This is a genomic window from Parahaliea maris, from assembly GCF_008064665.1.
Taxonomy (GTDB): domain Bacteria; phylum Pseudomonadota; class Gammaproteobacteria; order Pseudomonadales; family Halieaceae; genus Parahaliea; species Parahaliea maris.
Window position 1 is genome coordinate 203,419 of the sequence record NZ_VRZA01000005.1, and the last position, 22,249, is coordinate 225,667.

At 61.6% G+C, this 22,249-nt stretch carries 18 protein-coding genes; 1 reads left to right on the forward strand and 17 read right to left on the reverse strand.

What is annotated here, in order from left to right; all coding sequences use genetic code 11:
- Positions 1 to 75: 75 nt before the first annotated feature.
- The 8 genes from FV139_RS14855 to FV139_RS14890 form a co-directional block, all read right to left on the reverse strand.
- A complete protein-coding gene (locus FV139_RS14855) occupies positions 76 to 1,497 on the reverse strand; it encodes an aldehyde dehydrogenase family protein (RefSeq protein ID WP_148069243.1) in 1,422 nt (473 codons plus the stop codon).
- Positions 1,494 to 2,543 carry a nitrilase-related carbon-nitrogen hydrolase gene (locus FV139_RS14860; protein ID WP_148069244.1) on the reverse strand — a complete coding sequence of 350 codons (1,050 nt, stop codon included), beginning with the start codon at positions 2,541 to 2,543 and terminating at the stop codon, positions 1,494 to 1,496. The genes FV139_RS14855 and FV139_RS14860 overlap by 4 nt, the downstream gene beginning before the upstream one ends.
- Before the next feature lie 57 nt (positions 2,544 to 2,600).
- A complete protein-coding gene (locus tag FV139_RS14865) occupies positions 2,601 to 3,326 on the reverse strand; it encodes an alpha/beta fold hydrolase (RefSeq protein WP_187276565.1) in 726 nt (241 codons plus the stop codon).
- 398 nt (positions 3,327 to 3,724) lie between these two features.
- The gene (locus FV139_RS14870) at positions 3,725 to 5,305 is read right to left on the reverse strand and encodes an FAD-binding oxidoreductase (RefSeq protein WP_148069246.1); all 1,581 of its coding nucleotides are present in this window, start codon (positions 5,303 to 5,305) and stop codon (positions 3,725 to 3,727) included.
- A gap of 12 nt (positions 5,306 to 5,317) precedes the next feature.
- Positions 5,318 to 5,647, reverse strand: a complete 330-nt coding sequence (locus FV139_RS14875) for a c-type cytochrome (protein ID WP_148069247.1) — start codon at positions 5,645 to 5,647, stop codon at positions 5,318 to 5,320.
- Positions 5,648 to 5,658: 11 nt separating this feature from the next.
- Positions 5,659 to 7,092, reverse strand: coding sequence for a flavin monoamine oxidase family protein (locus FV139_RS14880; protein ID WP_148069248.1), 1,434 nt, complete (start codon positions 7,090 to 7,092; stop codon positions 5,659 to 5,661).
- 60 nt (positions 7,093 to 7,152) lie between these two features.
- Complete coding sequence (locus FV139_RS14885; protein WP_148069249.1) at positions 7,153 to 8,157, reverse strand: DUF1838 family protein; 1,005 nt, start codon at positions 8,155 to 8,157, stop codon at positions 7,153 to 7,155.
- Between the two features lie 54 nt (positions 8,158 to 8,211).
- Positions 8,212 to 8,922 carry a hypothetical protein gene (locus FV139_RS14890; protein WP_148069250.1) on the reverse strand — a complete coding sequence of 237 codons (711 nt, stop codon included), beginning with the start codon at positions 8,920 to 8,922 and terminating at the stop codon, positions 8,212 to 8,214.
- A gap of 266 nt (positions 8,923 to 9,188) precedes the next feature.
- Here FV139_RS14890 and FV139_RS14895 point away from each other — a divergent pair, with 266 nt between their 5' ends.
- The gene (locus FV139_RS14895) at positions 9,189 to 9,884 is read left to right on the forward strand and encodes a Crp/Fnr family transcriptional regulator (protein ID WP_187276567.1); all 696 of its coding nucleotides are present in this window, start codon (positions 9,189 to 9,191) and stop codon (positions 9,882 to 9,884) included.
- Positions 9,885 to 9,931: 47 nt separating this feature from the next.
- On the opposite strand, the gene FV139_RS14900 is transcribed toward FV139_RS14895, so the two are convergent.
- The 9 genes from FV139_RS14900 to FV139_RS14940 form a co-directional block, all read right to left on the reverse strand.
- A complete protein-coding gene (locus FV139_RS14900; RefSeq protein ID WP_148069252.1) occupies positions 9,932 to 10,918 on the reverse strand; it encodes an alpha/beta fold hydrolase in 987 nt (328 codons plus the stop codon).
- 49 nt (positions 10,919 to 10,967) lie between these two features.
- Entirely contained in the window at positions 10,968 to 11,621 is a 654-nt protein-coding gene (gene leuD / locus FV139_RS14905; RefSeq protein WP_148069253.1) for a 3-isopropylmalate dehydratase small subunit, read from the reverse strand.
- The gene (gene leuC / locus FV139_RS14910) at positions 11,621 to 13,048 is read right to left on the reverse strand and encodes a 3-isopropylmalate dehydratase large subunit (RefSeq protein ID WP_148069254.1); all 1,428 of its coding nucleotides are present in this window, start codon (positions 13,046 to 13,048) and stop codon (positions 11,621 to 11,623) included. Before leuC ends, leuD begins: the two co-directional genes overlap by 1 nt.
- A gap of 87 nt (positions 13,049 to 13,135) precedes the next feature.
- Positions 13,136 to 15,007 (reverse strand): hydantoinase B/oxoprolinase family protein, encoded by a 1,872-nt coding sequence (locus FV139_RS14915; RefSeq protein ID WP_148069255.1) that lies wholly within the window; start codon positions 15,005 to 15,007, stop codon positions 13,136 to 13,138.
- Positions 15,008 to 15,024: 17 nt separating this feature from the next.
- Positions 15,025 to 17,097 carry a hydantoinase/oxoprolinase family protein gene (locus tag FV139_RS14920; RefSeq protein WP_148069256.1) on the reverse strand — a complete coding sequence of 691 codons (2,073 nt, stop codon included), beginning with the start codon at positions 17,095 to 17,097 and terminating at the stop codon, positions 15,025 to 15,027.
- Between the two features lie 443 nt (positions 17,098 to 17,540).
- Positions 17,541 to 18,563 carry a DUF1838 family protein gene (locus FV139_RS14925; protein WP_148069257.1) on the reverse strand — a complete coding sequence of 341 codons (1,023 nt, stop codon included), beginning with the start codon at positions 18,561 to 18,563 and terminating at the stop codon, positions 17,541 to 17,543.
- A 46-nt stretch (positions 18,564 to 18,609) separates the two neighbouring features.
- On the reverse strand, positions 18,610 to 19,803 hold the full coding sequence (locus FV139_RS14930; protein WP_148069258.1) for a serine hydrolase domain-containing protein: 1,194 nt from the start codon (positions 19,801 to 19,803) through the stop codon (positions 18,610 to 18,612).
- The gene (locus tag FV139_RS14935; protein ID WP_187276568.1) at positions 19,804 to 20,757 is read right to left on the reverse strand and encodes a DUF1838 family protein; all 954 of its coding nucleotides are present in this window, start codon (positions 20,755 to 20,757) and stop codon (positions 19,804 to 19,806) included.
- Positions 20,758 to 20,963: 206 nt separating this feature from the next.
- Positions 20,964 to 22,076, reverse strand: a complete 1,113-nt coding sequence (locus FV139_RS14940; protein ID WP_148069260.1) for a DUF3089 domain-containing protein — start codon at positions 22,074 to 22,076, stop codon at positions 20,964 to 20,966.
- Positions 22,077 to 22,249: the final 173 nt, after the last annotated feature.

The following is a 22,249-nucleotide window of genomic DNA, read 5'->3' on the forward strand; positions in this document are numbered from 1 at the left end:
GCTGACAACAGCCTCCCGCGCCATACCGCCACACATCGCACCACGCTCCAGCAGACCGAGTCCAACTTTGTTTTGTCAGGGTGAAGCCTGAAACCACCAGGGGTCCCAGGTAGACCCGGTATTTTCCAGCAGGGCCTGGCGCCGAAAGAAGCGGCGAATCGACGAAGCCCCCATGCGTGAACCGCCCAGACCCGAAAGCTTGAAGGACTGCTTCTCGCCTTCGTGGACGATCGCGGTGAGGGCGCAGTCATTGATACTGATGGCACCGGCCTCGATACCACGGGCGACTCGTCGCGCACGACCGGGGTCACCACTGAACACCGCACCGGACAAGCCGAACACGCTGTCATTGGCCAGCGCAAGGGCCGCTTCATCGGAAGCGAAGGGCATTACCGGCAGGATCGGACCAAAGGTTTCATCGGTCATTACCTGCATGTCGTGGTCAACGCCAGTGAGTACAGTGGGCTGACACCAGATGCCACCTTGCTCGATCAGCTCCCCGCCGACCGCCACGCAGCCCCCCCGCTCCCGGGCATCCTGCAACTGCTGCTCCAGTATGTCGACCTGCCTCAAGGCAATCACCGGACCGATCTCGCCACGCCCAATCTGCCCGATATTGAGTCGCAAAGCCGATACGTTGCGAACCAGAGCCTCGACAAACGCTTCGTATCGGGTTTCGGCCACGTAGACTCGCTCGATCGAGAGACAACTCTGTCCGGCATTGGCCATCCCGCCCCAGGTGATCGCCGCGGCACTGCGTTCGACGTCCGCATCGTCAAGGACCAGTGCGGCGTCTTTCCCACCCAGTTCGAGGAAGGCGGGAATGAAACGTCGCGCAGCGGCCTCGGCCACCCGGCGCCCGGTGGCGACCGAGCCGGTGAAAATCACCATATCGACGCGATCCAGCACCTCTGCACCGACACTGCCATCGCCCTGAGCGATACCCACCAGGGGCGTCAACTCGGGGACCACCCGCAGACTGGCACGCAGGACTTCGGCGAATCGGGGAGTGACTTCGGAGGGCTTGACGATAACGGCACTGCCGGCAAGCAATCCGGGAATGGCGTCGATCAATGCCAGGAGCAGCGGAAAGTTCCAGGGACTGATGATACCCACCAGCGGGTAGGGAACGGCCTGGCCGTCAATCAGCAAGCCGGGAATGGCAGCTTTCACTGGGCCGGGTTCGCTCAGTAACTGTGGCGCCTGCCGACACCAGCGATCGAGCATATTCTGGACGGTGTCGAATTCGAGCTCGGACTCCCGCAGTCGGCCAGTGTCGGTGGCCAGCGCCTGAATGAGTTCTGTGCGGCGATCCTGCAAAGCCCGAAGCCACTGCTTAAGTACCGAGGCGCGCTCCACAGGTGTTCGCGCCGCCCAGGCAATTTGCGCAGCGCGGGCCTGCCCAGCCAAATCCATCAACTCCGTCGCCGTTGTACTCGCCAATACAGTATCGATCTCACCGGTGCGCGGATTGCGAACCTGCAACGGCTCGGTCACAGCATCCCCTCGGCAATCTTGCGTTGAATCACCTGGGCCTGGGTGTCGAGGAAGTGGCTGCGATCAGGCACCCTGACCTGATCACCGTCAAGCAGCGTGTTGGCTGGGTAAACACACTGCTTGCCGTAGACATCGGCGAACAGTTCCAGTCGCTGCCTGGTCAATGTGTTGAACATGGATGGTCGACGCCGATAGTGGCGCAGATGGGCAATATCCAGATCGGCGTTGGCAACCATGCTTTCGCCGGTATCGGCCACCGCCAGCACCTGGCCATGGAAATCGACTATTCTCGAACCGCCATCCGTTGAGGCAAAGGGTATATCGATGTCGTTGATACCGGCGGAATTGGCAGATACCACGTAACAGTGGTTTTCATAGGCACGTGCAGCCTTGGCCGTATTCTTGGGCGTCGGGGCCGGACTACCCACCTCGCTGGAGGAATGACAGATGATTTCCGCACCCTTTAACACCATAGCCCGTGAGATTTCCGGGTAAAGGATCTCCTCCGACGCAACACAGGCCAGGCACCCCAGTTCCGTGTCGACCACCGGAAACAGGCTGTCACTACCATAAACATCCAGGTAGCGATCCAGCACATCGTGTGGTGTAGGCGCAAACATGGATATCAGGCGGCGGTAGCGCAGGACCACATCGCCACTGTCATTCAGAATGAAGCTGGTTTGAAAATACAGCTCGGGAAAGTAAGGGTCCAACTCGTACACATTGCCGGACAGGAAGACATTGTGGTCGCTGGCGGTTTTGCCCAGGAGTTCATAGATGCGGCCATCCATTTCGATCGCCGATTTAGCGCCCCATTCGGGAACGCTCTCGCCCATGGGGAAACCCGTCAGGAAATACTCGGGCAATACCACCAGCCGCACCTGTGGGCCGATAAAGGCCTTGCTGGCTCGAATCTGCCGGCCCAGCCTGTTGATGGTGGCGAGCATGGACTGCTCCACAGCCTCTCTGTCCCGCAATGCATTGACCGAAGCACAGGTGACCTGGAGGGCCAGTGCAGCGTAAGGGAGTGGCAGCTGGTTTTTCATCGTCAGCCCCGGATAGCGTACGGCAAACGCGTGCTACTGGTGGAAGGCAGCGCTGGTCTATTCCCGGGCGAGAATGAAATTGACAACGGCGTCTGCCCACTGCTCAGGCTGTTGATCCACAATATCATGCGTCCCCCCCTGGAGCTCCACATAATCGAAATCGGGGCGCATCGCCGCGGCCCGGGGGGCCAGATCGTAGATGTCATCACCGGTATTGGTCAGAATGAGGGTCGGTTGGCTCAGTTTTTTGATCGCGCTGGCGTGGTCGTAGCGGTAGGCGGCGTGGTGACCCCAGGTATAGGGCCCCAGGCCCTGATACTTTTCCACGACAATCCGGGTAATGGTTGCCGGGTCTGGCATGGGGTCGGCGCCGTACATTTTTACCCGTAGCGCGAAGCTGGTGGCAAGGTGCGAGCCATCGAGCTTCGGCTTACCTCGCTCGTGACTACGCTCACTACCGGCGATGTATTTCTTGCGCTCAGCTTCCGTAATGGGAAAGGGGCCGTTGAGAATCAGCCGGCTTACCCTCGAAGGCGATTGCAGCGCGACCTCCGTCGCCAGCAGTCCACCCGTATGATGTCCGAGGATGTCGGCTTGATCTATGCCCAGGTGGTCGAGCACAGCAACAATGGAACTGGCCCAGTCCTCGATGCGGGGTACAAAATCAGTGGGGTCCGAGAATCCGAAACCGGGCGTGTCGATGGCCACGAAGCGGATGCCCCGGCGGGAGAGCGGCTCAAACGCCGCCTCGAACTGCCGTGCCGAAGCGGGCGACTGGTGCAACAGTATCAGGGGCCTGTCATTGCGCGGTGAAGGAACGAGCCCGGCTGAATCGTGAAAATGAACAAGACCATAGGGCCCGCGTGCATAACCGCGCCCCATAATGCCTGCGTAAACAGGCTTTTCCGTCCCTTCGCTTTCAACCGCCCCGGCGCCAGATGGTATGGCACCCGTTGCGAGAAGTGCTGCACCGCCCGCACCGTGTTTTAACAATCTGCGTCGCTCATTCATCATTCGTGACCAGTGCACTGTTCATGCCGGGTTTTGGCATAATGACATAACTTTAACAAGCGCGCACGCACTCTCCCACCGAAGCAATCGGGTTTGCAAAAACAGCTGACATGTCCAGGACACACACGCCGAGTTTAACGGGCGGTGTCCACCCCCAATTTCGAGCGCCCTTAGAGCCCGAGTGAGCCCGGGTTGACCTTGTGCGATGGATCGACCAGACCCTTGATGGCATTCACCAGCTTGAAGGTGTTCGGGTCCAGCCCCTCCCGGTAACGATAGGTCTTGCCGATCTGCAGGTGAACGCCACCGATCTCTGTGAAAAGGTCAACGATCTCCCGACGTAACTGCGCCACGGCTTCGGTCGCCTCCGGATTGGCCGGAAAACCCTTCAGGCGTGAGAGGTGTTCGGGTGTAACACTCTGGCGGTGCAGGTCATTCAGTTCCTCAGGCCAGAAGAACACGGGCTCCAGAGCAAAGGCGTTGGTGGAGATCGTCGCAAACAGGTAGCCCATGCCGATGCCGTACTTCGCAATAGCCTCCGCGTGGCGCTCGGCAATCGCCTCGACCCCCTTGAAGGCAGGCAGCACTTTGGAATGGGGCAGGATGGAGTGCACCGGTACCCAGCGCTCCCCATCGGGCCCGACCATGTTGTTGACCGGTCCGAAAGGATTGGCCCGCACGATTTTGGGGATGCTGTTTTCAATTTCCTTGCCGTTGTAGCGGGCGATGATCCTCCGCACTTCCTCCGCCATTAGCCTGGCAGCCTCCGCGCAGCGCTCCTCAATGATGACCTGCACGGAAAAGTCCACGTCGTCCATGTAGCGCCGGCCTGCGAGGGCAACCTTGGCCCCATCCTTCAAGGCGCCGAGCAGCGACCCACTGGCCTTCATCACCCCTGCCAGGGATTTCACATCCGCGGCCAGGCTTTCGCGTTTCATACGCTGGGCCTGCAGGAAGGGGTCGAAGCCGAAGCACTCCATGGCCAGCCCCTTGCGACCGATCTCACTCATTGCCGCGAGTGCGTCGTCGCCCGACTTGAAGTCGACCGCCACATACTCCCGGGCAGGCAGCTCCGGAATCAGGCGCAGGGTGGCAACGGCCTTGAAGCCGAGGGCACCGGCATCGCAGGTGAAAAGCCCCGTCAGGTCGGGCCCGTAATGGCGGAAGAAGGGCGAGCCGTTCACCTGCGCCCCTGCCCCGGTGCGCACGACAGAGCCATCTGCCAATACCACTTCAAGGCCGATAACAGAGTCCGCCGCGCTCCCGAACTGGCCGGAGCCCCAGAAGATCGCGTTCTGGCTCAGGCTGCCGCCAACCGTTGCATAGATACCGGACAAGGTGCCCCAGTAGGGCGTGCGCAGCCCGCTATCCTTGAGCGCCTCGTGCAGCACTTTCCAGGTACAGCCGCACTCAACGGTGACGTACATGTCCTCACGATTGATCTCCAGTACCCGCGACATGCGCGCATAGTCGACAATGACCGTATTATCCTCCACCGGCAGATAGCCGCCGGTATAGGACATACCACCACCCCGGGGAAGAATCGCATAGCCCGCCTCCGTCGCGAGCCTGACAACCTCGCCCAGTTCCCCGGTCGAGCCGGGCCGGACGACGGCCAGCGCGGGTTTCCCCGTGGCGTAGACATCCTGGGCATACAGCTGGCGGGAATGTTCATCCGTAAGAACGTGCTCATCTCCGATCCCGGCAGCCAGGCGCTGCAACAGTTCGGCGGTGGGAATTGCATGTGACATGGAATTGACTCTCTATTTCAGGCCGCCGTTCACGGCCTGACTGGAAAAGTACCGGGCGAGTTCTGTGATCTGCTCGTCGGTCAGGTGTTTGGTAAGCGGCTCCATCATCGGATCCTTGCGGGTACCGCTGCGAAAGTCCTTGAGTTGCTTGATCAGGTAGGGTTCTTTCTGACCGGCCAGGTTAGGCCAGACGCCGCTCATACTAATACCGTTACCACCGTGGCAGCCGAAACAGATCCCGGCAACAGCGGGCGGTGCAGCCTTCTCCTCGCCGGCCGCGAAGACGCCCGGGGAGCACAGTAGCAGCGCCAGCGTGGCGCCCAGTGCATAAGATGTTTTCATTACTAGACTCTTCATGTTGTCTGCCGGTTCCTGGCGAGGATCTCATTGGCGGCCCGTTCACCGGATTCCAGTGCACCTTCCATACCGGAAGCCCAGCGGGCAGTGTGTTCACCGGCGAAAAACAGGTTGCCGTGAGACTCGGCAACCGCATTGCCATAACGAGCGATCTGCCCGGGCAACCAGTTGGCGAAGGAGCCGCCGCTGAAGCGGGATGATTCCCAGGACCAGACTTTCTCGACCTTCGCCCCACCTTTAGCCTCGGGCATGGCCCGGTGGAAGTCATCCATTACCGCAGCTTCCACCGCCGACTCAGCCAGGCCGTCGAAGCGTTCAACACCCTGTCCGTTGATCCAGATGGTGAGGTTGGTGGGCTGGCCAGTCTCCCGGGGATCGGTAGCGAACACCCGCTCTATGGCCCCGTCGGACCAGACATTGGGCATGAAGCCCGAGCCCTGCCAGAACGGGCGCGTAACACTCAGGTGCAACTGCAGCACCCTGCCGTAGGCGACTTCGCGAACCGCCTCTGCCTGCAGATCGGGAAGACCGGGCCGAATGTCGACATTGCGTAGCGCAGGAAGCGGGAGGGTCGAGAGAACAAAGCGGGGCTGGTAGGTCGACCCATCTTCACAGGCGACCTCCATCCCCACGCCCTTGCGGGAGATGGACTTCACCACCTTGCCACGGAGCACCGGGGTTGCCAGTTTATCGGCCATGACCTCCGGCAGACGCTGGTTACCGCCGGCCACGACCTTGTAGCCACCGGGCGTAGCAAACCCCTGCAGCAGCAGCATTTTGACTCGCTGCATGGCCAGCAGGGAGGTCTCGTCCAGGTTCCGCCCGTAGTTGCTGTTGACCCCCAGCAGTTCAACCGCCCTGTCGCTGACCCCCTGCTCGCGCAGGTAAGCGCCCAGGGAACGATCGAGGTAGGCATAATCCGCACTCAGCCAGTCGTCCGCGGTTTCAAAACCTGCATCACCGAGTAATTGCAACAGTGCCTGGTCCGGCGGCAATTGCCGGAGGGACGGGGGCAGCGGGTTGAGCGCGGAATCCGGCCACTGGTCGGGCAGCAGCCGCTGGCCGGCGATGTCCATGATCTGGGCCACCGGTTCCGAACCCGGCGTGTAGGCCATGGGCTTGAGTTCAACGCCGTGCTTCAGCGCAGTGAATATCAGGCGCCCGTAGGTAGGCCCCACTGTTTGGCCGCCCGCCTCGGGGTGACCGGCGACATCGTCCAGCGTATAGAGCCGACCACCAATCCGGTCCCGGGCTTCGAGCACCTGAACCTTGAGACCGGCAGCCTCCAGCAGTTCCGCAGCGTACAGCCCGGACAGGCCGGCACCAATGACCACCACGTCAGGTTCGGCGGCTGCAAGCAGCCTGAGGGGCAGCAGGGCCCCGGCGGTCAGGACCCCCATGTGGCCGAGGAACTGTCTTCTGTTAATCAACTGACTTACTCCAGTGCGCGGCACGGGCCGGCATACAACGCGGCCCGTACCCCGCCAAACTTACTTCCCGGACGGTTTCACCGGCGCGGGCTTCTGTTCACGGGCGTAGTTTTCCAGGCTGGAGTAGCTGGGATCCACCCATTCGGTCGGCGCCTCGAAATACTTCGGATAGTGTTTCTCGGCATAGGCCTTGATCTTGGGGGAAAGCACCCGCATGTCGTTGTAGCCACCCATCATACAGTCGTAATAGCAATGGCCATCCGCCTGCCCCATCAGCATCCAGGGCAGCCAGGGGGTGATGCGCGACCAGGCACCGGAGTACTCCACCGAAGTCTTGGCCGGGTCCGCCAGGTCATCCCTGTCGATGACGTAGGTAAACATCTCGGAAACGCGGTTCATCTTGCCCGCGGACTCGCGCGGCCACTCTTCAGGCTGCAGCGCGGAGGGATAGAAAAGGTGAATCGGGGAGTGAAGGAAGACCTTGTTGTCGCCGGTCTCACGCCAGTTGAGCAGCAGCGGGCGCTTCACGGGTTTGGACTTGTTCAGGCCACCGTATGAGGGCGGCTCCGGATAGTAGGGGCCAATCTCGTGGTTGAAGGGATCGTTGGCCACGGGAACCACCTTCACCCGCTCGCCGGTGTAGGGGTTGTCCCAGTGCTCCAGCACCTCGCCTGTTTTGAGATCGGTGTAGAAGCCCACTTCACGCAGCAACTTCTGGTAGACGCCGTCGCCCTTGTCGACCAGTCGGGCGAAGGAAAAACCCTCAAAGCCGAATAATGGCTTCACCGCCTCGCCGTCGCGCACGCCATTGACCGTACCGGAAAACCAGCCGAACTTCTGCTTGCCGATATCCAGGTTGGACATCAGGCGCGCCCAGGCGTCCCGGTTCCAGAAATTGTCGTCGTACTTCAGGGTGGAATAGTCCACCGTGCTGCCACAGTCCTTGTCTGCAGCCAGCGCTGAAGCCCCGATACCTGCAACACCTGCACCCACGGCGGTCCGGCCTGCAAGGCTCAGGAAATCCCTGCGCCCCTTGCCACTGCTGGTGGCTGATTCGTCTTTCATCCTTCCTACCTCACTCATTGGTGGTGATTGAATCCCCGGGGTTAGCGGGAATAATTATCCTTCCGGATCTTCATAGACCTCAACAGTGCGCGTGCCGTCGGGCGCCGACGAGACGGTCCCTCCCACGGCATGCAGAACCCGCAGACGGGCCCGTTCCGATTCGACACGATCCGCCGCTATTCGTTCGGCCCGGGACACAGCGAAGCCTCGCAGGCTGCCGATATCTGCATGTTCATCTGCGCTCTCTGACACCAGCCCCATATTGATAACATAGCGCTTGTCGCGCGGGTTCAGGCTGATGAACTGGCGGTAGTGCTCATACCCACTGACCGGGTCGAGGACGCGCCGGATTGCGGAATCCGGCGCCACCAGGCGTGTTTCCATACCGTTCGACCCCGCCAGGTCGGGGCGAATGCTGACCTGCCTGACCGTGCCGGCACTGTCTGCCCGCGCGTGCTCACTGATCGTGATGATTTCGATTCCCCTGTCGGCGCCAACCTTGCCGCCACTCGCAAAGGCACTGCCCTCCCCTGGCGGGAAGAACTTGTATTCCGTTTCGACCACCTTGCCGTCCTCGACGGCGATCCCGGTGATCGTGTGATACTGCTTGACCCGGTAATTCATCTGGCCGTCCATGTAGCTGTTGTTCCCCAGCCACCAGCCCTCTGACTGCTGCCAGTACTCGAAGTCGCCCAACCGGTTCTCAGGCGCCGGATAACCCCACAAGGGCACCAGGGTGAGTACAGCGAACAGGATGCTGCGCATGAATTCCTCCAAACAGGCGAGCCCGCAATCCGGTAGAGAGAACGTCCCGCGCCCCGAGTACCGTTTACCGACCGCCATTACTTTATATGCCCTATAGTTATCTCTTTAGGTCATTTATGTCAACTACTTCGGCCCCGGCAGTTTTACCCGGGGCATTGCCACACCGGGCCCGGGGGTGTAAAACACCGCAAACCGTGGGATTCCACAACCTGCGGCTCTATACTGCCGCCCCGACAATCACCCGCTGCGGGAATCGATCTAGCGCCATGACACCCAACGAACTGCCCCCGGCCACCGTCAACTTCGGCCGCAACTACGCGCTCTACAAGGGTCTGAGCGACGCCGAGCTGCGCGACCTGGCGGATATTGCGAAGCTCAGAATACGCTCCGAGCAACAGTACCTGTTCACTCAACACACCACCGCAGACCAGGTCTTCAACCTGGTCACCGGGACCGCACTCGTGGAGCGCATGTCCAGTTCAGGACGTCGCCAGGTGCTGGCCTTTCTCTTCCCCGGCGATTTCGTGGGTCTGAGCAACTCCGATTTGCGGGAGTACGCGGTAAAAACCCTCACCGAGGTCACTGCCTACGAGTTCAACCAGCAAAAGCTGCGCTCCCTGACCGAAACCTCTCCCCAACTGAAGGAGAACATGAAGGACATCAGCGCCAACGTACTGGCGCACGCCCTGGACCAGGTTTTCATCCTCGGCCAGAAGAAAGCCGATGAACGCATCTGCTTCCTGGTCATGATGTTCCTGCAGCGCATGCCCGGCGCCACCCTGGAGCACATCGACCTCCCCATGACCCGGCAGGACATCGCCGACTACCTGGGACTGACCGTCGAGACGGTCAGCCGCTCCCTCGCCAAACTCAAGCGGGAGAACATCATTTCCACACCGTCGCGACACGGTCTGCGGGTGGAAGACTATGACGAGGTCAGGCGCCTCGCGGACATCGAATAGGCCCGCACCATTACGGGCCCCTCCCTCCAGGGGATAGCGCCGCAACCCTAGAGGTTGGGCACCACCGCCTCGACATAGGCTGCAATCAGTTGCGCAAAGCGGTGCGGCACTTCCAGCGGAGGATAGTGACCGACATCCGGCATCAGCGTTCTCGAAATCTGGGAATTCTCGAGATAGCGGGCCACCGCGACCGCCGCCGCTTCCGGCAGCAGCGGATCAGCCGTTCCCCAGATAAGCAGGGTCGGCGCTACCACTTTCTTCATCTCGATCTTCGCCTGCTTGCCATCCCCGATCCGCGCGATCATCGCAATCAGGTGCTTCTCAGGTGTCCGGCGGGAAAAATCGTAATACTCGGTGCGTGTCTGCTGGGAAATGCGGTCCGCCTCGCCGGAGAAATAACTCAGGAACTCGTTCCAGAACTCCTCATCCTGGAAACCCGTCGCTCTCGCCCGGGCGGTGGCATCGATAAAGGACTGCGGCATCACCAGGTGGTCGGTCACGACCGGGTCCGACGGCGTATTGGAGATGATCAGCCGCTCCACCATATCGGGGCGGCGGGCAGCGAGGTACATACCCATGGTGCCGCCGCTGGACACGCCGACGAAGGTCACGCGATCGACCTTCAGGTGATCGAGCAGGGCCACCGGAATGTCGGTAGGTACGATCGTTTCCACATCGCTGTCCGAAGCCCCATTGGACAGTCCGTAACTGGGAATATCGAAGCGGATGATCCGGTAGCGATCAACCAGGTCGTCCGTTATCACATCCCAGGTACGCAGGCTGCTCTCGGAACCGTGGACCATCATCAGGACCGGCGCATCGCGGGGCCCTTCGTCCTTGTAGTGAATCTGCATGTCACCGACCGTCAGGTAGCGACTCTCGGCATCCTCGAATCGCTCGCGCAGTTCAGCAATGGTCAGGTAGGGGTGGGCCCCTTCGGTACCGGCGGTTTCCGCCGCCGAGGCAAAGGGCCCTGCTACCAGCAGACTGAAGAACAGGGCAACGAGATGTGTACAGGGTCCGGGCAATCGCATGACAAACAGCTCCAGGTTAAAAAGTGAGAACTCACCGTGATTCACCGGCTCAGGCCCGGTCAGGGCCGGCCCGGAATAACCAGGGTTCGCGGGCTTGCAGCTGGGCTTCAAAACCGCGAATGGTGTCGACGCTGGCCAGCGTCACCGCAATATCATCCAGGCCTTCGAGCAGATGATGCTTGCGGGCCGGATCGATATCGAAGTGCCACTCACGCGTTGCCGAGCGCACGAGCTGCGCGGCGAGATCGATCTCGAGTTCGAATTCCGCTTCTGCGGCGGCCAGGCCGAACAACTCGGCAATCGTCGCCGCAGGCAGGCTCAGGGGCAACAGGCCATTTTTGAAGCAGTTGCTGAAAAAAATATCGGCAAAACCGGGGGCGATGATCGCGCGAAAGCCGAAGTCGCGCAGGGCCCAGACAGCGTGTTCCCGACTGGAACCGCAGCCAAAATTGTCACCCGCCAGCAGAATGCTGGCGCCCTGGTACCGCGGCTCGTTCAGTGCGAACTGCGGATTTTTGCGGCGGCTGGGGGTATCCGTTTCAACATCACCGGGATCCAGGTAGCGCCAGTCGTCGAACAGCCAGTCGGCGTAGCCGAACTTGCTGATGGATTTGAGGTACTGCTTGGGCAGGATGGCATCGGTATCGACGTTACTGCGATCCAGCGGGAATACCCGCCCGCGATGGGTGGTAAACGCGTCCATCAGACCCACTCTCCTTGACTGACGTCGACAAAATGTCCGCTAATGGCGGCGGCAGCGGCCATGGCGGGGCTGACGAGATGGGTGCGACCACCGAGCCCCTGGCGACTCTGGAAGTTGCGATTGGAAGTGGAGGCGCAGTGTTCCCCTGGCAGCAGGCGGTCGGCATTCATGGCCAGGCACATCGAGCACCCGGGCTCCCGCCACTCGAAGCCCGCGGCGAGGATTATGCTGTCCAGCCCCTCCTCTTCGGCCTGGCGTTTCACCAGGCCGGAACCCGGCACCACCAGCGCCTGTTTGACCCCGGGCGCAATGCGCTTGCCCTCGACGATCCGGGCCACCTCGCGAATATCCTCGATGCGCGAGTTGGTGCAGGAACCGATGAAGGCGCGGTCGATATGGATGTCGGTGATCGCCTGGCCGGGGCTCAGGCCCATGTAGCTCAGCGCCGACTCACAGGCCTCGGCCTTGACCGGGTTGTCAAAGTCCTGCGGGCCGGGGACGGCGGCATCGACCGGGACGACCATTTCCGGTGAAGTACCCCAGCTCACCTGGGGGCGAATATCCGCCGCAGCGTAAATGTGTTCAAGGTCAAAGCCAGCGTCCGGATCGCTGTGCAGGGATTGCCAGTCCGCCGTTGCCCGCTGCCAGTCCTCGCCCGCAGGCGCGTACGGCCTCCCCTTGAGGTAGGCTTCGGTGGTGGCGTCATAGGCCACCAGCCCGGCCCGGGCCCCCGCCTCGATCGCCATGTTGCACAGGGTCATGCGCCCTTCCATGCTCAGGGAGCGGATCGCCTCACCTGCAAATTCGATGGTGCAACCCGTACCCCCGGCAGTACCGATCTGGCCGATGATGTAAAGCGCGACATCCTTGGCGGTGACACCCGGGCGCAGGGCACCATCCACCCGGACCAACATGTTGCGCGCCTTCTGCTGCCGCAGGCACTGGGTGGCCAGTACATGTTCCACTTCCGAGGTGCCAATACCCACACCCAGCGCCGCGAAGGCGCCGTGAGTGGCGGTGTGCGAGTCGCCGCACACGACCGTGGTACCCGGCAGCGTCATGCCCTGCTCCGGGGAAATGACGTGGACGATGCCCTGCCGGTAATCCGTCAGGGAGAATTCGAGCAAGTCGAACTCGCGGCAGTTGTTGTCCAGGGCGATGACCTGCTGGCGGGACACCCGGTCGGTAATGCCGTCGACGCCCAGCTCGCGATCGGTCGTCGGAACATTGTGGTCAGGCGTCGCCAGGATGGATTCCCTGCGCCAGGGTCTGCGACCCGCGGCGCGCAGGCCTTCGAAGGCCTGGGCTGAAGATACCTCATGGATGATGTGACGATCGATGTAGATGAGCGCCACGCCCTCGTCGTCCGTCGAGACACAGCGTCGGTCCCAGAGTTTGTCATACAGGGTTCTGGCGTTGACGGCCATTGTAAAAGGGTCTCCGGATTAGCGGGCTGGAAACAGGGGCGGCCGGTGCAAGCCGGCCGCCCGGTAGATACTGTGACGCCGAGCGAACTAGCTGGCCTGGCGCTGGAAGGTCGGGGCAACCGGGGGTTCGAGGTGGGTTTCCTCGAGGCAGCGGGCCTTGATCTCTTCGATCGTGCCACCGCGGTTGAAGACCTCCTCGATGTCTCCCTGCTGTTCCGCCATGCTGGCGCGCAGGGCCTCGGTCGCCGCCTCGTCGACCGCTCCCTCGGTAATCACCACACCGTAACGGCGGGCGCCTTCCTCCGAGACCAGCCCGCGGTTCACGTCGGTGAGGACGAGCTGCGCATCGCGTTCAAGGGGGTTACCCCAGCCACCGCCGCCCCAGGTGTTGAAGTACAGCAGGTCGCCGGACTTGACCTTAATACCCTCGCGCTTGGACGGCAGCCATTCCTCGCTGCCATCGGCCCGCACCAGCAGCTTGGTCGAACGCAGGCCCGGCTCACCGCCATTCACACCCCAGGGATAAACCAGCCAGCGGTCATCGTGAATACCGATCTCACCATCACAGAGGAAGCGGTAGGCCACGCTCAAGCCGTTACCGCCGCGATGCAGACCGGCGCCGCCGGAGTCGGTGATGGTTTCGTACTTCTCGATGCGCATCGGGAAATAGGACTCGATGAACTCGTTGGGCACGTTGGTGAAACCGGGCCACAGGGAGTGGCCGTCTGGACCGTCGCCCACCGGGCGCCCGGGGATACCGCCAAAGCCGATCTGGAACAACTGGAACCATTCGCCCTTGTCGTCGTAACCGGAGTAGAACAGGTGCGGCGAATCGGAGAAGCCCGCGGCGTTCAGCAGCTCCTTGGGGGCACCCATGCCGAGCAGGGCCCCGAGGATATCGAAAATGCGTCCCAGCGCGTGGGTACGACCGGAAAGCGCCGCCGGGTAATTCGGCTTGAGCAGCGTGCCCTGCGGAATACGCACATCGACCAGGTCGTAGAAACCGTCGTTGAAAATGATCTGCGGGTCCACAATGTTGATGGTGAATGAGCCGAAGAACATCTTGAACATGTCTTCATTGAGGTAGAAGTTCACCGAGCTCTGTGCCTGGGGATCGGTGCCTTCAAAGTCGAAGATGACCCGCTCGCCCTCGCGCCACATTTTGCAGGTAATACCATAGGGACCCATGCCCTTGCCGTCGTCACACAGGTAATCCGTGAACTCACGCGGCTCTTCCGGCACGATCATCTTGATGATCTCGCTCATCGCCATGCGGTTGCGATCCAGCATGATGTCCATGGTGCTGCTGAACACGTCATCACCGAAGCGTTCGGCCAGTTCCACACAGCGGCGGGCCGCAGTCTTGCAGGCCGCCACCAGGGCGTTGAGGTCAAAACGGTTCCACTGGGGAGTACGGACATTGTGCAGGATCATCTCCAGCATCTCGTCCTGCAGCACGCCCTTCTTGTACAACTTGACAGGCGGGATGCGAATCCCTTCCTGGAAGATCGTGGTGGCCTCGATCGGCATGGAGCCGGGTACCATGCCCCCGTTATCGGACATATGGCCAAACATGGCCGCCCAGGCGATGTGGCGCCCGTCCTTGAAGACTGGCAGCAGCACAATCCAGTCATTGAGGTGCGACACCGCCGCATTGCACATGTAGGGGTCGTTGGTGAGGATGATATCGCCCTCCTCGATGTCCCCCTCGTAGGCGCTATTGAAGCCCGGGATAAAGGAACCGAACTGGCCCACGACCATCTTGCCATCGCGATTGGCAATCATCGGGAAGCAGTCACCCTGCTCGCGGATACCCGGCGACATGGCGGTCCGGAACAGCACCGCGTCCATTTCCTCGCGCGCGTTGCGCAGTGCGTTTTCAATGATATCGACGGTTACACCCTCAACGTCCACGCGCTCGAGGGGGGTCTTGTTGGTTTCAATAATATTCGCAGTCACTGTATGTTCCCCCTTGATTACTCAGCAGCCACATCGGCCGGATTGATGAGCAGGTTGCCGATGGCGTCCACTCGGGCGGCATAGCCGGGCAGCACCAGGGTGGTTGAATCCATTTCGCTGACAATCGCCGGACCCGGCACCACCATGCCCTCGTGCAGCAGCTTGCGGTCATAGATATAGCCGTCGTGCCAGCTGCCGTCGTAGTAGAAACGGGTTTCGTGCAGCTTGCAGTCAGCCAGCGTGAGGCCCTTGTCGCCAAGTTCCTTCTGCGCGATCTCGCCCGAACGCGCCTTCACGACGGCGCGAATCATCAGGATTTCGTGGCCGTCACCCAGCTTGAAGGTGAACAGCTTCTCGTGCTCCGCATCGAAGTAATCGGTGATCAGCGCGAGCCCCTTGTCCGCCAGTTCCGCCTGCGTGAACTCCACGCTGATCTCGAAGGCCTGGCCGGAATAACGCAGGTCGGCCTGGTAGATCACTTCGAGGTCATCCTCGCTGATGCCGTCGGCGATCAGGGATTCCGAGGCACGTCCTTTCAGCTCAACGAGGTCTGCCATCAGCTGCTCCGCCGTGGTGTCCTCCGCCATGGTGAGGTAGGTGCGCGCGGCTTCATCCTGCACCTGGGTGGTGGCGTCGCCATAGGCGCACAGTACACCGGGGCCGGGCGGCACGATCACCGGCCAGGCGTTGGTCAGGATACCCAGGGCGTTGGCGTGCAGCGGGCCGGCACCGCCAAAGCCTACCAGCGAGAAGTCACGGGGATCGTAACCCTGCTCCACCGAGACCAGGCGCAGGGCGCCGAACATCGCCTCGTTGGCGATACGGATGATGCCCTCGGCAGCCGCCATCAGGTCGATACCCATGGCATCGGCCACTTTGGCGACGGCCTTCTCGGCGGCCTCGCGATTGATGGCCATCGCGCCACCCAGTTGCACATCGGACGGCAGGTAACCCAGCACAACGTTGGCGTCGCACACGGTGGGCTCTTCACCGCCCTTCATGTAGGCGGCCGGCCCGGGGACGGCGCCTGCAGATTCGGGACCGACCCGCAGGGCCTTGGTCAGCTCCGGTACGAAGGCGATTGAACCGCCGCCGGCACCGACCGTGCGCACATCCACAGAGGGGGCCCGCACGCGGACGTCGCCGACAATGGTTTCACGACGGACCTTGGCACGCGAGCCCTGGATCAGGGCCACGTCAGTGGAGGTGCCACCCATGTCGAAGGTGAGGATGTCGTCGAAGCCGGCGCGGCTGCAGAAGTAGATGGCGCCGGTGACACCGCCGGCAGGACCGGACATCAACAGATTGACCGGGGAGTCAGCCGATGCGCGACCTGAGGCCAGGCCACCGTCGGAGCGCAGGATGGAGAGCAGTACGTCATCTCCCATGCGCTCTTCCAGCGAGGACTGCAGGTTCTTCACGTAGCGCGACACCTCTGGCCGCACGTAGGAGTTCACCACCGTTGTCTCGGTACGCTCGTACTCCTGCATTTCCGGCACGACTTCGCTGGAGATGGAAATCGGGACATCGCCAAAGACGTCCAGGGCGATATTGCGAGCGCGAATTTCATGCACCGGGTTCACATAGGCGTTGATGAAGCAGATGGTGAGCGCCTCGACCTCGCCCTTGGCATACAGTGCTTCCAGGTCGGCCCGCAGGGCCGCCTCGTCCAGTTCAGTGATGATCTCGCCGGAGGCGCCAAGTCGCTCGGTGGCACCGATGGTAAGTTCCAGCGGAGCCAGCAGCGGACTCTTCACAAAGCTCACCCAGCCGCCGAGACCGCCGGGGCAGAAGGAACGCGCCACCTGCAGGGTCTGTTCGTAGCCCGCGGTGGTAACCAGACCCACCTTCGCGCCTTTTCCGGTCAGTACCGCATTGGTTGCTACGGTAGTTCCGTGCATCACCCGGTCGATCTGCTTCGGGTCGACACCGGATTCCTCACAGATCCGGGCCACGCCGTTGAGCACGCCCACAGAGGAATCATGGGGCGTTGAAGGGACTTTCGCGGTGTAGGTTTCACCGTTTTCTTCGTTAATCAGCAGAAGATCGGTAAACGTACCCCCTACATCCACACCCAGGCGATAACTCATAGACTGTAACCTCGTTGCTTTTACCTGCCGGCTGGCCGGCTGGCGAACTGTTTTCGCGGAAGCCCTGTGACACCGAGCCTGACGCTGGGCGACCGCACTAAAAGACAATTGCTATATTTGATATATAATTATCTCTTTAGGACATTAATGTCAACGCCATGGCCTGGCAGGGCACAGGACCTCTGTTGCATCGACATCCATATACAGGCAATAGTGCATTTTCAGCCACTTCGGCGACCTTCCCTGCCGGCGATACGGTTCACGGGAATCGTCGCAAGGACTGTGCCAGCAGACGCAGCCAGCGCACATGGCACAGGCGTCAGTGACCAATGCAGAAAGGCCCGGGCCGAAGCGCCGGGCCATAATTCAGGCGTTAACAGTGACCCATCCGGCCCCTGAAAGACATGACAATTGTCATGCCCGTGAGACTTCGACCGCTGGGCTCAGCTGCCCCGCTGGTATCCGGGTGTTTCCGGGGGAACTTGCTCGGCGTAAGCCTCCAGGGTACCGATGACCCCCAGATCCGGCCCGTCGGTCGGCTCCTCGAACAGATCGGGACGGTCCTTCTCCACCCGCTCCCGGACGACGGCGGGAACATCGTCCATCCCGCCGGTGATCTGGTAGCTGTGCATGCGCCCCATCAGCACACCGTGAACACCGCTCTGCCCCATCATCATCCAGGGCCACCAGGGTGCCTGACGCATGAACCCGGCGGTATATCGGGCCGTCTCCAGTGAGCGGTCGTCAATCTCGTCGCGCGGGGTAAAGATCGTGAAGTGCTCCGATGGGTTCACCCTGGGACCGGTGGAAGCCTTAGGCCAGCCTTCCGGCGTCACCGGGTTGGTGTACTCGTGGGCGTAGTCCCAGCCCAGCAGGTACTGGTCGCCGATCACTTGCCATGGCAGGCGGTAGGGCTCACCGGCACCACCGCCCTCGCCCATGTCGTTGTTCACCGTTTCCCCATCGCCGACCTTGAACACTTTTCGCGTGAGGCCGAGGCTGCCGCGGAAGCGGTCGTTGAGGAAGGGGAAAACTTCGACCCGCTCCCCGGTCCACGGGTTGTCCCAGTGATCGATGATCTTGCCAGTGGCCAGGTCCGTGAAATAGCCACACTCCTTGCCCATGACCTTCACCGTGCCATCGGGGAGGATTTTGTTGCGGATATTACCAAAACCACAGTAGCCAAACAGCGGCTTGGCGCGCTGTGACCCGACGATGGCGTACTGCACTCCCTGGTAACCGGACAGCACGGCCTTGTCGCCGATGGTGCCCCAGAGCTTGGCAAAGCCGTAGAGGTTTTCCCTCGGGTCCATAACATCCAGCGGCTTGATGTGGGCGTTGGCACGCGGCTCACCGGCCGCGATAGCGGCGGCGGGTATCACCGTGGAGGCACCGGCGGCGGCGGCCAGACCGGCGCCAACAAAGGAGCGCCGGGAAAGGCCCGGGGAGTCGAGTTCGGAAGTCATAGTCAATCCTTATACTGCGTAATTGGTATCAGATCAGTGCCGGGATTCACCCGGGATTACGGTCTTTGACGGCGCGGGCAAGGGTGTTGGCCAGGAAGCTGTTATCCCACTCCGGCGATTTCGGCGGGTTTTTACCCACGCGCAGTACAATGAGGTCGAAGTTGGGCTCGATGTACACCACCTGGTTGAAGTTGCCGTCAAACATGAATATGTCCTTGTCGACGAAGGGTTCGCTGTGCAGCACTTTGGGACCCGATGCGTGGGGGCCGGCAAAACTGCGACGGGCGATATATTCGCCGCCGATCCACAGCCCGAGCCCATAGTGGGGGTTCTGCGGGGTAGCAGTGCGCATTTCTTTCACGTAACCATCGGGCAGTAGCTGCTCCCCTGCGATCCCGTCACCCTTCAGCAACAGGATGGCCATGCGCAGATAGGTTTCCGCGGGAAAGTAGGCGCAGCAACCCGAGTGCGCCATACCACCCGGGCGGTTGACCCACTGGCTGCCCCCGGGAGCTCCGATCTTCGCCAGCACTTCCCCGCCAAGGAATTCGCCGTAGCGCTGGCCAGTGGCACGCTCTATCAACACGGCAACCAGGTCGGCGGTGGCATTGCTGTAGCCGTACACCGAGCCCGGCGCTTCCACCAGCGGGTATTCCTCCACGATGTACTTGCCGTGTTCCGGCGACAGGTAGGCCCGGTTGAGGGGGTGGTCGGGGTCCGGGCTGTAAGCCTGGGGCAGCAGGCCGGTGCGCATGTCCAGCAGGTGGCGCACCCGCATCGACGCCTTCGGCGTGCCCTGCCACTCGGTAAAGAAATCCGACAGGGGCTGATCCAGCGAATCGATATAACCGAGTTTGATGGCGCGGCCGACAGCCAGCGCCGTCATCGGCTTGGACAGGGACATGGTGGTCAGCGGGGTAGCGGCGGTGACGTCGCCGAAATAGGTCGCGCGCTGTATTTTACCTTTGTGCCAGACAATAAAGGCCGTGGAGTTGTTGGCGCGGGCATACTCCTCGGCCCGATCCAGGGCCGCCTCATCGACGGTCAGCTTGCCGGAGGCAGCAACCGGCAGCGGCACCACCTGTTCAGCGCCGGCCACAGGCTCCTGCGGCGCGTACTCGGGAATATAGCCACCGTTCGCTGTGGTGGCCTTGAAACGCGCCTGATAGATCGCTTCCATATCTTCGGCGACGGCGGGCAATGCCATCAGCGCCACCAGTGCCAATGCTCCAGGTTTCATTCAGGACTCCCCGGCCTTGGCGGCTCTCTCGGCTTTCACCTTGTTGTAATAATCCATGGAATCGAAGCGGACATCGTTCCAGGTATCGGTTTCAAAAATATCCGGCGTATATTTTTCAAAGCCGGCGCGTACCTGGGGTTCGAGGGCATCGAAGCCGGAGATGTTGCAGCCCCAGGAACGCACCATGCTGCGTCCAGGCAAGTTGCCGAAGCCGAAGAAGGGCTGCCAGCTGGTCATGTTCTGCATGTGGATTTCCGCCGGGGCGGAGGTCAGCTCCGGATTGAGCACGTCCTCGATATTGGCGGAGAAGGTGTACATGGAATCCCAGAAAATAGTGGGACCGGACGAAAGCTCGGGGAATTCCTCCGGAGTGAACATGTTGGGGAAGGTCTCGAGCGATTGCGCTGGCACGAAAACGCGGTTACCGACCACGTTCACCCGAAGAGGGTTGGGAGCGATACCGGGGGCGATGATTCCCTGCGGGGTATACATGCGACCGATCGGCCCCAGGACGAACTGCTCCAGTTCCACGGTCTTGCCGGTCACCGGGTTGGTCCAGTGGGTTATGGGGTTGTCGGTATCAAACTCGCAGTAGTAGCCCACCTCGTAATGCCGCAGTTCCGAGGTCCCCGGCTCAATCAATTTCCATTTCTGCACCAGGTAGTTGTTCATGGAAAACAGGGGCACCAGGCTGCGATCTCCCAGGTAGCCGTAGATGTGGAAGCGCATGAAGGCGTGAGTATCCTCGGTACCGATACTGCCCATCACCTTGGTGATGATGCTCGAGCGCGCTTCCGGCGTGGACAGGTCGAGATCGTTTATTCCATAGCGCGAATCGAGACCGACAACCGGCTTGTTGGCGGCCCTGGCCGAGGGCCCCGACAGCGTGAGGCCGGCGGCACCCAGTGCGCCAAGTCCCTTGAGCGCCGAGCGGCGGGTTACTTTTTCAGACATGTTGTTCTCCTGTTGAATTCTATTTCGATGCAGCAAGGTACTGCGTCGCGTGTGCTGTTTTGAAGCCGGGGGCGGGGCCTTGACGGCTGCCACAATATCGTCGGTGACGTTCGGCAATCCCGCCAGGCCCATCTGCGCGGGGCGCTCGCGCCGGGACTAACCGGCCGCTGAACCATCCCCCTCTTTCATGAAACTGAGTCTCCTGGTCAGGGTTGGGCGTCCGCCTGCTGTTGCAGCCAGTGGTTCACGCGCAGTTGCGCGTTGCGTCGGACATCTTCATAGAAAAGGCCGAAATCGTGGTAGTGCATGCTGCCGCCGGGCAAACTGGCCAGTTCGAGTGCTGGATCGACATCAACCACCAGGAAGCCCCGCTGGCAATGGGCGGCGACACCTCCCGCCACGAGCGCACGCGGGGCGCCCTCCCCCGGTTTGCCGGGTACCGCACCCAGGCTCGAAGTGGCGGGGGCTGCTGGCTGACTCGCGCGAAAGGTCAGCGGATTGACGCAGACGCCCCGCCGCCCCTCCTGGGTCTGGTATTCATGGGCGTAGCGGCTCCCCGCCAGAGACTGGTACTGGTCGAGGTTCACTTCGCGGGTTCCGGCGTTCCAGGAGAGTACACAGGCTGTCTGTGCTGGTTCGGCACACACCGAAAGGGTCTGGAAGCTGCGCCCGAAATCGCCCTCCATCAAGTCGACACCGATCGCGTAGGCCGCCACCAGGCGGGCTTGCAGGGGGCGCGAGTCGATCCTGTCGCGTAGCAGGCGGTATACCATCAAGCCGCCCTGGCTGTGCCCGGCGAGGATAAACGGGCGGCCATGGTTGCGATGCTCGATGTAATCATCGAACGCGCGCAATATATCGGTGTAGGCAAGATCGTAGGCGTTCTCACCTTCGCGCCCCGGGCCGCTGCTGCGTACCCCCAGCATGCTGGCCTGGCGATAGCGCGGCGCGTAGACCTGACAGCAGGCATTGAACACGCTGGCCTGGCGGGCGATCACGCTGACATCGGTCCAGGCGTTGGTGGCAGCGTCGGCTACGTCCTGATTCCAACGTTCGCTACTCAGGTCAGTGGTCGGGTGGACATAGAATACGTCGGCGGGCCGCTCGGCACTGACCGGCGATGCTCCCGGGGGGATCGCCGCCGAGGCGCCCGGCGCCTCCGGCAGGGCGGCCCATGACGCGGAGTTGCGATAGTCAGGCGCGTCTGGCGGTACCTGCTCGGCAAACGGCACTGCCGCTTGTTCGGCTGCCAGTGCTGTTGTTGTGAGTCCTGTTGCTGCCAATAACTGGGCAACCAGGAAAAGTACGGCTCGCCGCATTCAACGTTCCTCGACAATTTCATTGATGACCGGGAAGGAGTTGCCAGTCTCCACAGCACCGCACTTGCGGCCATGACAATTGTCAAGGAGGTCCTGAACCGAATCGGTAGCATCATCATTCGAGACCGGCGACATCCATGCTGCGCCAACCGGGGCCATCACTGCAAGCGCCC